Raw genomic sequence first — 14,990 nt, forward strand, 5'->3', positions numbered from 1 at the left:
GTTTTCGTTGTTACTGGATATTGAGTGTTGAACGCCAAGTTGTCGCCGCTGTCGCGCGAATTCCTAGACCGTTGTTACCAGCCTGATGCGGCCCGTATTCGTCGCCAATTGTTCAAATCAAAATCGCTAAAAGATGCTGATAAAAAAGCAGCGCTTTTGGCCGATTTAACTACCGAAGCTGAAGCAGCATTAGCAAAAGCCAATCAGCGTATGGCAGCGCGGCCGACGATCAACTATCCCGATGAACTGCCCGTGTCGCAAAAGCGCGACGAAATTGCCTCGGCCATCATCAATAACCAAGTGGTGATTGTGGCGGGCGAGACCGGCTCTGGTAAAACTACCCAGTTACCCAAAATCTGTTTGGACTTAGGCCTCGGTGCTCGCGGTTTAATAGGCCATACCCAACCAAGACGGTTGGCGGCGCGCAGCGTTGCCAGTCGTGTGGCGGAAGAGCTACACACTGAACTCGGTCAAGCGGTTGGTTTTAAGGTGCGTTTTGCTGATGCAATTGCGCCTGAGTCCTACATCAAACTGATGACTGACGGGATTTTGTTGGCAGAGCTGTCGAACGATAAGTGGTTGTCGCAGTACGAATGTTTGATTATCGACGAAGCGCATGAGCGCAGTTTGAACATCGACTTTATCCTCGGCTACATGAAAGAAATTCTGCCGAAACGTCCTGATCTCAAACTGATCATCACTTCGGCCACCATCGATGTGGATCGCTTCTCTAAGCACTTTAATGACGCACCGGTGATTGAGGTCAGTGGCCGAACTTACCCTGTGGAAACTCGCTATCGGCCATTGCTGCAAGAAGATGATGACGATTTGGATTTAATCGACGGCATTTTCAAGGCGGTTGATGAGCTGTGCGCCGAAGGCCCCGGTGATATTTTGGTGTTTCTCAACGGTGAGCGCGAAATCCGCGACGTAGCCGAACAGCTCAACCGCCGTCAGTTGCGCGATACCGAAGTGCTGCCGCTGTATGCACGCCTGTCTTATGGTGAGCAATCCAAAGTGTTTAAACCGCATATTGGCCGTCGTATCGTGTTGGCCACCAACGTGGCGGAAACCTCGTTGACCGTGCCGGGTATTCGTTATGTCATCGACCCCGGCACTGCACGTATTAGCCGTTACAGCTATCGTACCAAAGTGCAGCGTTTGCCGATTGAACCGATTTCCCAAGCCAGTGCTAACCAACGTCAAGGCCGTTGTGGTCGTGTTGGCCCCGGTATCTGCATTCGGCTATACGACCAGTTGGATTTTAACAATCGCCCAGAATTTACCGATCCTGAAATTCTGCGTACCAACTTGGCGTCGGTGATTTTGCAGATGTTGTCGATTGGATTGGGCGATATTGCGGGTTTCCCGTTTATTCAGCCGCCGGACGAGCGCAATATTCGCGATGGCTTTTTACTGCTGGAAGAACTGCAAGCGGTTGCTCGCCATAAAGGCGAGCTGAAATTGACCAAGTTAGGGCAACAGTTGGCCAGTATTCCGGTCGACCCGCGCTTAGCGCGCATGGTGCTCGAAGCCAACAAGCTGGGCAGTTTGCATGAAGTGATGGTGGTGGCGGCGGCGCTGTCGATTCAAGACCCGCGTGAACGGCCCATCGAGAAGCAACAAGCTGCGGATGAATCCCATCGCCGCTTTGCTGATAGCAAATCTGACTTTGTCTCCCTACTGAACCTTTGGGATTACCTCAAAGAGCAGCAACAGCAACTGTCGGCTAATCAGTTCCGCAAGCAGGTGAAACAAGAGTTTCTTGCTTATCTGCGCATTCGTGAATGGCAGGATTTATACGCCCAGCTGCGCCAAAGCGTGCATGATTTAAAATGGCGTTTAAACAGTGAACCTGCCAATTATGAACAGCTGCACCAAGCACTGTTGTCAGGCCTGTTGAGCCAAATCGGTTTTAAAGATGCCAACAACGAATATCTCGGCACCCGTAATCGGCGCTTCTTTATCTTCCCCGGCTCACCGCTGGCGAAGAAAGGCCCAAAATGGTTGATGGCAGCGGAGCTGACCGAAACTTCACGCCTGTTTGCTCGCAGCGTAGCATCGATTGAACCCGAATGGCTGGAGCACCTTGGTGCCCATTTGATCAAGAAACAGCATAACGAACCGCATTTTGAGGCAAATCAAGGCGCGGTCATCGCCTTTGAAAACCAAGTGCTCTATGGCTTGACCGTGGTTAACCGGCGTCGAGTGCAGTTTGGCCCGATTGACCCGGTGCAGGCGCGTGAAATCTTTATTCGCAGCGGCCTTGCTGAAGGGCAACTCAAGCTGCGGGATAAGTTCTTCCACAACAATTTGAAATTGCTGGAAGAGGTGGAAACGTTAGAGCATAAATCCCGTCGGCGCGACATTTTGGTGGATGAAGATGTGCTGTTTGCGTTTTACGATGAACGCGTACCAGCGGACATCTACAATCTGCCGTTGTTCAATCGCTGGTGGCGTAACGCCTGTCGTGATACACCGGAATTGCTGAATTTTGATCGCAATCTGCTGATGCAGCGCGATGACACTCACGTCTCGGCGTTAGATTTTCCTGACGTTTGGCAGCAACACAATCTGCGCTTACCGCTGAGTTACCGTTTTGAGCCGGGCGAAGCGGATGATGGCGTGTCACTGCATATTCCGGTGGCGCTACTCAACCAAGTGGACGACAAAGATTTTGATTGGTTAGTGCCGGGGCTGCGGGAAGAAAAATGCGTAGCGCTTATTCGTGCGCTGCCAAAGCCGCTACGGCGTAACTTTGTGCCAGCACCGGATTATGCCAAAGCCTGCGTGCAGGCGATGCAGCCGTTTGAGCAATCACTGCTGGAGTCGCTCAGCTATCGGCTATTGCGCATGAGTGGCACCAAAGTTGTGCCCACGGATTACGACATCGCCACTATTCCGCTCTACCTTCGAATGAATTTCAAGGTGGAGGACGAGCAGGGCAAATTGATCGCCCAAAGCCGAGATCTGGATGCGTTAAAAGCCAAGCTGCAAGGGCAGGTCAAACAGGCCATTCGCCAAGTGGCCGATAAAGGCATTGAGCAGGAAGCGATTACCGAGTGGAGCTTTGGTGACTTGCCAATCGAATACCAACGCAATCGCGGTAACTATCAAGTGAAAGCCTATCCAGCGCTGGTGGACGAAGGCAAAGATGTTGCCATCAAATTGTTTGATGATGAACAGCAAGCCAATAAGCAGCATCGTCAAGGGGTGCGTAAATTGTTGCTGCTCAACATTCCTTCACCCGTCAAACATTTGCAACAAGCATTGCCAAATAAAGCCAAACTGGCGATGTATTTCAATCCATTTGGCCAAGTGCAACTGTTGATTGATGACATTATTGATGCAGCGATTCAGCAGATTTTGGATCAGCAAGCACTTGATGTGCGTACCCCCGCGCAGTTTGATGCGGCGCGTGATGCGGTGCGGCAAGATTTGAATAGTGCTGCCGAGCAGATCTCGCTCAAAGTGGAAGTGGTGCTGACCGCGCATCAACGGATCCGTAAGCGCTTAAAGGGCAAAATCAGTTTCGATATTGCCTTTGCGATGAGTGATATTCAAAGTCATCTTGATAGCTTAGTGTTTAAAGGGTTTGTGGAAGCAACCGGTTGGCAACGACTGGATGATTTAAATCGTTACCTCAAAGCGATCGAGATGCGCTTAGACAAACTGCCCGTTGACCCAAACCGCGATAAGTTGCACTTGCTCAGTATTCAGAACGTGACCGAAGAGTACAAAGCGACGCTGGCGAAAGTACCGAAATCGTTGCCAGTGCCCGAGGAGCTTGCCAATGTACGCTGGATGATTGAAGAGTATCGTGTCAGCTGTTTCGCGCAGACCTTAGGCACAGCCTATCCAATCTCAGAAAAACGGATTTTGAACCAGTTGCGACAGGTGTAATTGAGGAATAACGGCGAAAAACTAAAGGCTCCCGAGGGAGCCTTTATCATGTGTATTTAACCAACTCGATTAAGCGGTTTTTCTACGCAGCCAAACCAGCGGCAGCATTAGCAGGGTAAACCAGCCTAACGCACCACCGTGATTAGGCGTTTCAACCACGTTCACCGTGACGATTTTATTAACGCTATTACCGTGACGATCTGACACTGTGACTTGGAAGCTGAGGATTTCACCATCGCTACCCACATCCGGTGCATCCATCGTGATGCTTGCAGCAGTTGCATCAAAGCTTAGCGGCGTACCCGCAATTTGAACCCACTGATAGCTTAGCTCATCGGCGTTAGCATCAGTACTGCCTGAGGCATCTAAGGTAAAGCTCTTACGTTCGCCCACTTCTGCTGGAGCAGAAACAACCAACTCTGGTGCGACTTCCGCGATGCTAAAGCTGTAGTCTTGAGCGAGCAATTCAGCATTGGCAGAATCAACCACGTGGTTAAGTGTCATGAGATATTCACCCGCTTGACGCGGGATCAAGTCAAATGACGCTGTAGTTGCTGCGGAGTGCGGCGCTTGAGTGATGGTCCAAATGACACGGGTTTCACTCGCTACACCACCTTCAGACACATTGGCAATTTCTTGGCCCATCGGCAGTAACGCTTTGATAGTGTATGTGCGTGCGACATCACTTGGGTTAGCTGCTACTGGAATGCTAATGGTATGTGCAACACCTGGCTGGAACTCACCTGCAATGCTAGAAACCGCCGGCAAAATAACGTCATCTTCACCACGGCTGAACATCACTGGAATGGTGATATCTTCAACCGCCTCATCTGTGCTAGTTAACGTCAAAATTGCGTAACCTTCATCACCGATGCTAAAGCTATCGTCCCACGAATAGGTCAGGGCGAAGTCAGTATTATCACCGGTCAGATCTACCGCGAAGTTGTCATCGGTATCATCAGTGACGATGGTGGTCTTCAAGGTGAATGGATCTTGAGCATCAGGCGCTGACGCTTGATAGCTTTGAACCACAATGTAGTAATCACCAGGGATCGGGTTGCTGATGGATACAGCTTCGTTAGAGCCTGCACGTAGAGAAGCACCTGCGCGAATGTCAAGTACGCCATCACCATCGATATCGGCAAATACCCACAAGTCCAGATCGGGTGCTGCAGCACTGGTTAAGTTGGTGATAAACATTTCAGTGTTGGCTGGAACTGTGTAACCGATAACATCAACACCATCAGACAGATCATCCAATGGGCTGCTTACATTAGAATCCTGACCCACAGTACCCTGATACACATCTGAAATACTTAAGCCCGTTACCGAGGCGTCAATACCTGTCATATCAAGGTGTTTTAGATCGGCGACCACCAATTGGTCTTTATCTCGACCGGCTTCGATAGTAAAGGCAGCAGGAAGATTACTACGTGCTGACATTACCGCAATCGGCATGTGTGCAGTCGGGAAATCATCTGAGGTTAGCGTCAATTGACCAAAGGCATAGGTGCTGGCATCTACCAGTTCTGACACGTCTGCTGTAATGGTCAAGGTTTGTGATTCACCGGCGGCCAGGCTAAAGCTGGCAGGTGTTACTGTAATGCTGAGGCCTGATTCAGTATCTACCGCTGTGCCTGCAGCCGTCCAAGTCCCGGCAGCCGTTGCGGTAACAGTACGGGTCCAGCTACAGCTGGTCACACAATTGGAATCAGTCATGCTTGGAATGTTCAGCGTACGTGGATCCCCGCCCAAATCTGGATCAGCATTGATGTAGTTTTCATCAGCTTCATCCATCAATAAGCCGGTTTTTGCCGCTAAATCGACGCGAATACGACCCGCGCCCACATCAAATGGATCCGCAGCAGTAACGCCATCGGCTTTGAACATCGCTTGAGCGGTCGTTGCCGTCAACATCAATGCAGAGCGGATATTATCTGGAGTCCAAGATGGATGAGCAGATTTCAGCAATGCACCCGCACCTGCAACGTGTGGTGATGACATTGAGGTGCCTGACATCAGGGTAAAATCTGATGGTGCAGGGCCAGTGACATCATGGCCAAATTGTTGATCGGAGTGTGCTGCATAAATATCTACACCTGGTGCTGAGATAGAAGGCGTGATGACGTCAATGTAGCTGTTTGGTCCAAGCAAAGAGAAGCTTGCCAACACATCGGCAGGGCCTTTTGTGCTAACCACTTTGGCACTCAAGGTCACTGAAACGTCAGCATTAGCATCGATAGCGTCTTTAATGGCTACACCATCAGAGTTACCTAAGAATACAGACGGAATCGTGGTTTCTTCTAGCGCCGCCATGGTAAGGCGAGCATCGTTACCATCAGCGTTATAGACGATAACCCCCACAGCACCGGCGGCAGCAGCATTATTTACCTTAATCGAAAAGCTACAACTACCACGTTGAATTAACGCGATTTTTCCACTAAACGCATCCGCCGGGAATGCTTCACAACCATTTAAGTCGTCAGCAACATAAGTAATTGCTGCAGTGATATCTTCAGTGATCGCCGGGCCAGTACCAACCGTATAGAGGTAGCTTTCATCGCCCAGTGTCAGAGCACTGCCAATAACACGAGGATGAGTAGAAGCAGCTACAGCAGTGTACCAAGGCGCGTTCTTGCTGGTTGAATACGCCTCTGGATCCGTGCCGTTACCTGCTGATACCGCAGCGAAGATGCCGGCATCACGCGCAGCCAAAAAGCCCATTTCTGTAGCGCTATCCCAAGGATTACCACCACCACTGATGGAGTAGTTGATCACATCAACGCCATCAGCAACGGCATCATCAATGGCTTTCAAAATAGCTGACGTTGGACAGCCACCATAAGTATCGTCGGTATCGCCTGGACGACAAATTTGATAAGCCACGATATTGGCGTGTGGTGCAATACCGGCAACGCGGTCAAACACTAAGTCGGTCACGATACCGTCGCTTTCTTCCACGCCAGATTCTGGGGTGATGTACGGTACATCTAGCAGCACGTTACCTGCGGCTGTACTTGCGGTATGCGAGCCGTGGCCGTTGTAGTCTTCACCATTTTTAGCAGGTGGGGTATCACCGAAAACACTGGCATCATCATAGTCGTCAGTGATATCTGAATAGCTGCGAACGCCGATCAATTTATCGTTACACATGCTGCTAAATTCGCCAGCGCAGTCACCCACGTAAACACCTTGGCCCCATGGGTTGGTGTGGTCATAACCATCACCGCCGACATCGGCAAATGAAGGGTGATCAGTGTTCACTCCAGAATCCAACACCCCAACAATGACACCTTCACCCATCGCAGCATTGCCCGTTGCAGTGCCATCCCATACTTTGTCAGCGCCGATAAATGCAGGGCTAGAATCCGTTGCTAATTGGTATGTTGCTTCACGCTCGACATAAGCAACTTCAGGTAGTTTCGATAACGTTTTCGCTTGTTCGGGAGTTAACTCAGCCGACAAACCGTTAAAGGCATAGTGAAATTTATCTTTCACTTGAACGGAAACACCTGCTGCCGCGGCCATCATCATCACGGTGTTTTGTTTCGAGTTCAGATACTGCACATATGATTTAACTTTGGCTGATGACACATTCAGCTTGGCACTGCCACCGCTTTTGGTGATCGAGGCACGATCAAGCTTAGTCGCCGCAAGGCTTGCAACGCTACCTGAATAACTCGCTACGGGCGCATCGGCTAAACGGACGATATAGGTGTATTTTTTGTTGGCTAGGCCGGGCTCTTCAACAAACTTAAGCTTACCAGTTTTGCTCGTTTGCCCCTTAACGCCTGTAGCCGCCTGTTTGAGGGAATTAGGAACTTGAATTGACGGGTGAAGGATAGGCGCTGCAACGGCGAAAACGCCCATGCCCATCAAAGCTGCCGAAACAGCGATTGCGATTTTATTGTTTTTCAAAAGGAAGCTTCCTGTATTAGTTATGGTTGCAATACTTCCAAAATTACTCATTCAAGGCGAAACCGAAGAGACTTGTCACCATGATGAGGATTAATTTTTAGCACTTTTGTTAAACTTTTCACAACCAACTGATAACGAATTTAAACTTGTAAGAATGTAATGAATTGTTTGAGGCGGCATTTGGCTATGGCGGATAATTATCCAAAAAATTCATTAAATAATGCTGTTGTAGTTATGCCGTAGCTTGAACAAATTGACCATTCGGTGTGAAAAATATCAAATTGTACGTTGGCAGCAAATTACGGTGAAAGAATAGTGTAGGCGAGTATACCTATTGGGGGAGCGCGGTAATCACAGAGATCTTGTTAAACAAGGTTGGATTTAAAGAAGCCGCCAGCGCAGCTTCTTCAACGTGTTGAGCTTAGCAGGCAAGCGCTGTGAGTTCAGATACCGATTCGATCACAGTACGGATCTGCTGATGAATCTGTTGCAACTGCGCCAGTTCCTCTGCGGTGAATGGATGCTCAAGTACTCTTTCTAGACCGCGGCGGCCAACCACCGCCGGTAAACTTAACACTGAGCCGTTTAAGCCATAATGACCATCCACCAACACGCCAACCGGTAGCACAGAATGTTCGTTCAGGCTGACAGCTTGAATAATGCGATAAACGCTGGCGGCAACGCCATGAGTGGTGTTGAGTTTGCGTTTAAAGATTTCGTAGCCAGCCTGTTTGACATCTTCAAGTAACTGCTGCGGTTCTAGTCGAGCTAAGCCATTATTGTCGCAGTAAAAATCGATAGGTTGTCCGCCAGCACCTAAAATACTGGCGGGCATAAAACAGTGGCTGCCATGTTCACCGAGGATGTAACCAAAGACATTCTTCGGATCTAAGCCGGTATAGTCTCCGACAATTTTCATCAATCTGGCGGTATCTACCACGCAACCACTGCTAATCACCTGATGCACTTGATAACCGGTATTGTTGATAATAAAAAACGCTGCTAAGTCACAGGGATTGGTCACGACGATGAGAATGGCATTGGGAGCATGCTGTTCTATCTTTTGGGCGATGTCGACACAGATACGAGAATTGACTTCCGCCAGTTCAATACGCGGTTGACCGGCTTTAATTTGTGCGCCTGCGGTGATGACGACCAGGTCGGCATTGGCTAACATTCCATAATCATCGCCAGCGTTTAACCGAATATTCTTACCAAAAGTCAGAGAGCTGGCATGGCCAAAGTCCATCAGTTCACCTTCGGCTTTGGATTTGTTCTGATCGAGTAATACCAGTTCGCGGCAATTACCGAGGGCGAGTACATAGTTACACACCGCGACGCCAACTGCGCCGGCACCTATCACGCCTATTTTCATTATTTTGTCCGATAGTTGGATTACGATTGGCGCTGATTGTCCTTTAAATAAAACATTGAGCAAGGCAATCGGTTTAATTGGCGTAACCTAAACCGTCAAATATATTTGACGAATATATTGAACATATTGAATTTAATCTGTTTATTTTTAAAATATTAAATAAATATGGCAGTGTAAAAGATATATCGCTGGCGCTGATAAAACAACCGATAAACTGACTTGAAAGTGATAGTGTGTGACCGATAAATCTGCAAAACGCCATGAAAAAAAACTGGCGGCAATGGCCGCCAGTATTGAGTAACCTTTATTTAACGGCAGGGATAAATTCTTCTTCTACGGCTTTTTTGAGCAATTTAGGCGGCAATAGACCTTGCGCCAAAATGAAGTCATGAAAATCTTTCTGATTGAACTTGCCACGTAATGCCATTTCCGTGGTAACTCTTAATTCTCTGAGATTCATGTAGCCGTAAAAGTAAGAGGTGGCTTGGCCGGGCATTCTAAAGGTGTAGCGTTCTACTTCATGCTTAGCAAAGGTTGGTGACAGCACCACATCATCTGTCAGCACTTTTTCGGCTTCGGCGGGTGAGATCATTCCCAAGTTAAGCATCGGATCCAAAAATGCACGGGCAGCGCGTTGTAAACGTGCTTGCAAAACAAACAGTTGGCCTTCTTTGGGAAAGTACTGTTTCATTACGGCTTCAGCATAGAGCGCCCAGCCTTCGACATTGGCGCTGTTCATGGCAAAAATTGCTCGTGCGGTGGAAACGCCGTTTTCCACCATCGCAGTAAATTGCAATTCGTGACCTGGGCGTGCTTCGTGGGCGGTTAAAGTCCAAGAAAATCCTTCGCCAGTAAAGTCATTGCCTTTGCTGTGAGGGTCGAGCATTGGCAACACAAACTCACCATATTCACCTTGGTTGCCAATCAATCGCGGTGGGTTCATATGAGCGGCTGGCGATACTGCAGTTTCTGCGGCTGAGGCTACGCGAATATTGGCTTGGCGTTTTGGCATCGACACGATGTCATGTTGTTTGACAATCTCTTCAATGGCCGTTAAGCGCTGTTTGAAAAAGGGTAATACGTTGTCGCCGGTGATCTGTTTCTGCTTCAGGGTACGGATAACGGCGCGATAATCGTTGTCTTTTAAGCCTTGCTGCGCCGCGATATCGGTGGCTAATACCTGCATTTCATCGCGAATTTCAGCAAAAGTGAACAGTGCTTGCTGCATTAACTGTTGTGGCGGCACGTCCACGCCATAGCCTTTCAATGCCGATTGATACATGGGCAGCGGCATCACGTTGCTTTTGCTGGCAATCGGTAACACCGTTTTTTTTAGCCATTGCTGATATTGGCGTAACTGTACTGACAGTGTGTCAAAGGCAGGTTGCCAGTCAGCGATGTTATTGGTTTCAAACAGACCTTTGATACCATCGAGGAACTTTTCTGTATTCTCAATCGCTTGCTCTACTTCGATGTAGTAGGGGGTTTTGAGTTGCTTGTTTGCTAATGCGGCCTCGGTGCGCTGCATCGCTTGCGTCACAATCGGGTCGTTGCCCGTCATGCCGACGTAATGCTGTAACCGCGCCATCGCTTTTTGCTTCCGTTCGGCGCTATTTCTTTCATCAAGCAGGGTTTGCAACCCATTAAAAATAAATTCACTGACATTGTAGAAGGGCAAGGCGTATTGAACGGCAATATCACTGGCATTGATTTGCTGTTGCAGCGTATCAATCATGATCTGCAGATCTTGTTTCACCCGCGGGTCTGCTTCGGATTTTAATGCCACACTGAGTTTGGTGATTTCCGCTAAAGTCGTTTGCTTGGCGCGTTGTTCGGCGGCCATGCTTAAATCAGCGGCTAAGCCATCAACTTGTTCGATACCGAGTTGTGAGCCCATCTCAGGCTGTTGTGTCGCCATCACCGAAAGCACATTTATGGCGTACTGGTTACTGGTGGTGACCCACTGTGGCTCCGCGGCTGATAGTGAACAGCTGACCGCACACGCCAGCAATAGCATTTTTTTCATTGTTGTTTCCTGATCTTCTGTCGATTAGCGTTTGTTGAGTTATACCGAACCGAGCAAATAAGGCCATAAAAAATCAGTAAACTTTTATGTTTACCGATGTTTCCCAACAAATCGTGCTGCTACTTGGCTTAAATTAACTGCCAGTAACGTAAGGCGCCAAATGCTGCAGCAGTGACCGGCAGTGATACCAAGGTGGTGACGGCAATGATGCTGGCGGCTAGACGATGATCGCCCCCAAGATTACGCACCATCACATAACTGGCTGCGGCAGTGGGCGCGATAGCCAGCAACAATACGATGCCGAGCGCTGTGTCTCTAAAACCCATAGAATAGGCGGCGAATACCATCACCGCAGGATAGAGCACGCATTTACATACAGTGGCGACCACAATGTTGAACCAGTCGGCACTAAATGAACGAAACTGCAGTGATGCGCCAGTGCAGATCAGCGCCAAGGGGAGGGTAAGTTGTGCAAAATAGTGACCGGTTTTCAATATCCATTCAGGGATGGAAATCTGTAGGTAAGAGAATGGCAGCGCCGCCACAATGGCGATGATCAGCGGATTGGTTAGCATCCCTTTGATGGTGTGCAGTAAGGAGCGTTTTCCATCAAGATAAAAGTTAAGCACGAACACCGATAGAATATTAAAAAGTATGGTGATTGAGCCTAAATAGACCGAAGCCACTGCAATTCCTTCGGTGCCATAGGTATTGGCGCAATAAGCTAAGCCGATAATGCCCATATTGGCACGAAATCCGCCTTGGATCACCACACCTCTTGCGCTAGGTGGTGATACGCTGCGGTGACAAAACAGCATCAATACAGCAAAAAAAAGTGTGGTGGACACCGCGCCAGTGACGATCAGCGGCAGGTTAGCGGCGTGACTAAAGTCAGATTGGCTAATCGACAAAAACAACAGTGCCGGCAGCGCAAGGTTAAACACCAATTTAGAACCGGCTTCAACAAAGCCTTCGTTAAGGATTTTATAACGATATAAGCCCCAGCCCATCAGTAATAAGATCAGCACTGGTACCAAAGTGTTAGCGATAAAGGTGAACATTAACGGTGTTCCATCGGGAATGATACAGGTGCAAATGCTGATTCAGTATTTGCCGAAGTACTCCATCCTAACAGAATTATGCTAAGAACCTAGTAGCTTGAAAGGGGGAATTACTTGAAAAGGTTAAAAAATTTGGGGGTTGAATTAACCCCCATGCCGAAACATTTAAATAAGCGTTAATGCAGCAGGGACGAGCATCAAAGCTTTTGCAGAGAACAACTTGTGCAACAACATCAAGCAATGTTGTTACGGATAAGCTGGATAAATCGGCCAAGCAGTGGATGACTAATTCCACGATACGCAATGATGATTTCCAGCGATAGTCATGCTCCGACGCACTCGCTGGCAGTGTTCGGCATTCATTTAATGCTTTCATCTCCCCAAAGGGCACACAGCATTAAAACGAAAGAGGTTTGCAATTCAATACATTTACGGATAAACGCGTTGAACTTAGTGAGCTGAAGTTGCGAATTTGCTAGCCATCAACTCAATACATCATATGTATAACATATAGTTTTTTGAGCATGCGGTAAAATTACATCTGCTGTTTTTCAAAAGGGCTCACAATAGTGATGATTTCCGCATTAGGATCACATATCACAGCAGATTTTTCTGATTTAGCGAGATAAAACCAAGTGAAACATAATGTAGCAACATGTTGATTACGAATGGATGGTTTAGTTAAAGGTAAATAATGATAAGCATAATACCTGAGATACGACATCACACGGAGCTGAGTGAGCAGAAGAGACTTAGTGTAGGTATTAAAGACGGGGATTGGTTACACGAGATAAGCAGGTAGCGATTCGAAAACTGCTACCTGCCAAAGACGATAGAAACTTAGGGTTAGTTTCTATTCAGCAAGCGTTTTACCAAACCAAGTAAAGGCGCTGGAATGCTTGTTGAGAATCACCACATCGTCAGTTTGATCGGCAGGGCGACCGGCCAAGCCATAACAAACATGCAGTGGCAACAGGTGCTCTTCACGTGGCTGACAATAACGGGCATTAGGGGCTTGGCTCCAGTTGGCTAAACCTTGAGTGGCTTCAACCACATTATCGCCATTCACGGTATGTTGTAGCCAAGTTTCAAAACTTAGGTTTTTCTGTTCTCGTTCTTGGGTATGCGGCGCAAAAAATTCACGCATATTGTGGAACGAGAAGCCTGAACCAATCACCAATAAGTTATCGTAATCTAATGCTTGCAGTGCCTTACCAATCGCCAAATGTTGTTCGGGGCTAAGATTGTTAACCAGAGATAACTGCACACAAGGAATGTCCGCCTCTGGATACATCAACATCAACGGCACGAATAAGCCATGGTCATAACCGCGATTGGCATCTTGACGCACTGCAATACCAGCATGGTTCAGCGCATCATAAACTTTTTGTGCCAGTGCTGGTTCGCCCGGTGCAGGATATTGGATCTTGTAGGTTTCAGCTGGGAAACCGTAATAGTCATAAATCATCCCCGGCTTGGCTGATGCAGTGACCGTTGCAACCGTTTCTTCCCAGTGAGCGCTGATCAATAAAATTGCGCTTGGCTTGCCTAATTTGGGGGTTAAGCCCTTTAGATGTTTAACCATTTGTGCGTGAGCAGGGTCATTCAGCAAAGGCATTGGGCCGCCGCCGTGAGAAATAAAACTAATGGTTGGCGTTTTCATAACATACTCCTTAAAAATAATATGGCTAAGGGCGATTTCAGCCTAAATACTGTCTGGACCCACAGGCACAATTCCATTGGGGTTTAGCGCCTTGATTGAGTAATAGCCTGCTTTAATATGCTCGATATTGACTGTGTCCTTGATACCATCGAGTGCTAACACGCGTTGTGTGTAAGCGTGCAGATACGGCATCTCTTTTAGCTGGTTTCGATTACATTTAAACAAACTGTAGTAGGCAGCATCAAAACGGATGAGCGTGACAAACAATCGAATATCCGATTCAGTAAACAGGTCACCAAAGAGGAATGCGCGTCCATCGCTTAAACGCTGTTCTAGCATATCGAGCGTGTTGAATACGGCGTGATAAGCTTCTTCATAAGCTACTTGAGTAGTTGCGAATCCTGCTTTATATACGCCATTATTCAGCGAGTTATACATCTGCTCGTTCAGTAAGTCGATATCATTCGCTAAATTTTCAGGGAACAACACAGGACCTTGATTAACCAATTCACTAAAGCCCGTATCAAACATGCGCACAATATCGGCAGACTCATTGTTGACGATGGTTTGGGTGTGCTTATCCCATAGCACTGGCACTGTCGCACGACCGGTAAACTGTGGATCGGCTTTGGTGTAAAGCTGATGCACAAACGCTGCATCATTAAGCGGATCTGCGTTTAAGCCATCGAAGCCACCAAATTGCCAACCTTGATCTGACAGGCGCGGATTGACCACTGTAACGTCGATATAATCCGTCAGCCCTTTCAGCGCTCGAGCCATCAAGGTTCTCGATGCCCAAGGACAAATATAAGCAACGTAGAGATGGTAGCGGCCTTTCTCCGCTTTAAAACCCGCAATGCCAGTTGGGCCAGCGCTGCCGTCAGCTGTAATCCAGTTGCGAAAAGACGACGCCTGTCTTACAAAGCGACCATCTTTATCTTTTGCTTGTACCGGTTGCCAATCTTCAGTCCATACACCATTGACTAACATCACTTACTCCTTGGAAATCTTCGGGCTTCGTCGCCGAAGCCCATTAACTTGTTT

General features: G+C 48.1%; 8 protein-coding genes. 1 reads left to right on the forward strand and 7 read right to left on the reverse strand.

The window, feature by feature from the left end; genetic code table 11:
• Positions 1-24: 24 nt before the first annotated feature.
• Entirely contained in the window at positions 25-3,903 is a 3,879-nt protein-coding gene (gene hrpA / locus JYB87_RS08320) for an ATP-dependent RNA helicase HrpA (RefSeq protein ID WP_407695836.1), read from the forward strand.
• Between the two features lie 69 nt (positions 3,904-3,972).
• Here hrpA and JYB87_RS18845 read toward each other — a convergent pair whose 3' ends face one another.
• From JYB87_RS18845 to JYB87_RS08355, 7 genes are all read right to left on the reverse strand, one after another.
• Complete coding sequence (locus JYB87_RS18845) at positions 3,973-7,821, reverse strand: S8 family serine peptidase (RefSeq protein WP_324032615.1); 3,849 nt, start codon at positions 7,819-7,821, stop codon at positions 3,973-3,975.
• 421 nt (positions 7,822-8,242) lie between these two features.
• Positions 8,243-9,196, reverse strand: coding sequence for a lactate/malate family dehydrogenase (locus JYB87_RS08330; protein WP_207356379.1), 954 nt, complete (start codon positions 9,194-9,196; stop codon positions 8,243-8,245).
• A gap of 304 nt (positions 9,197-9,500) precedes the next feature.
• Complete coding sequence (locus tag JYB87_RS08335; protein WP_207356380.1) at positions 9,501-11,222, reverse strand: DUF885 domain-containing protein; 1,722 nt, start codon at positions 11,220-11,222, stop codon at positions 9,501-9,503.
• A gap of 128 nt (positions 11,223-11,350) precedes the next feature.
• Entirely contained in the window at positions 11,351-12,283 is a 933-nt protein-coding gene (locus JYB87_RS08340) for an AEC family transporter (protein WP_207356381.1), read from the reverse strand.
• A 76-nt stretch (positions 12,284-12,359) separates the two neighbouring features.
• Positions 12,360-12,659 (reverse strand): hypothetical protein, encoded by a 300-nt coding sequence (locus JYB87_RS08345; protein WP_207356382.1) that lies wholly within the window; start codon positions 12,657-12,659, stop codon positions 12,360-12,362.
• Positions 12,660-13,136: 477 nt separating this feature from the next.
• Positions 13,137-13,946 carry a DODA-type extradiol aromatic ring-opening family dioxygenase gene (locus JYB87_RS08350; RefSeq protein WP_207356383.1) on the reverse strand — a complete coding sequence of 270 codons (810 nt, stop codon included), beginning with the start codon at positions 13,944-13,946 and terminating at the stop codon, positions 13,137-13,139.
• 42 nt (positions 13,947-13,988) lie between these two features.
• The gene (locus JYB87_RS08355) at positions 13,989-14,936 is read right to left on the reverse strand and encodes a glutathione S-transferase family protein (protein ID WP_207356384.1); all 948 of its coding nucleotides are present in this window, start codon (positions 14,934-14,936) and stop codon (positions 13,989-13,991) included.
• Between the last annotated feature and the right edge of the window lie 54 nt (positions 14,937-14,990).

The sequence above is a fragment of the Shewanella avicenniae genome (assembly GCF_017354945.1).
Taxonomy (GTDB): Bacteria; Pseudomonadota; Gammaproteobacteria; order Enterobacterales; family Shewanellaceae; genus Shewanella; species Shewanella avicenniae.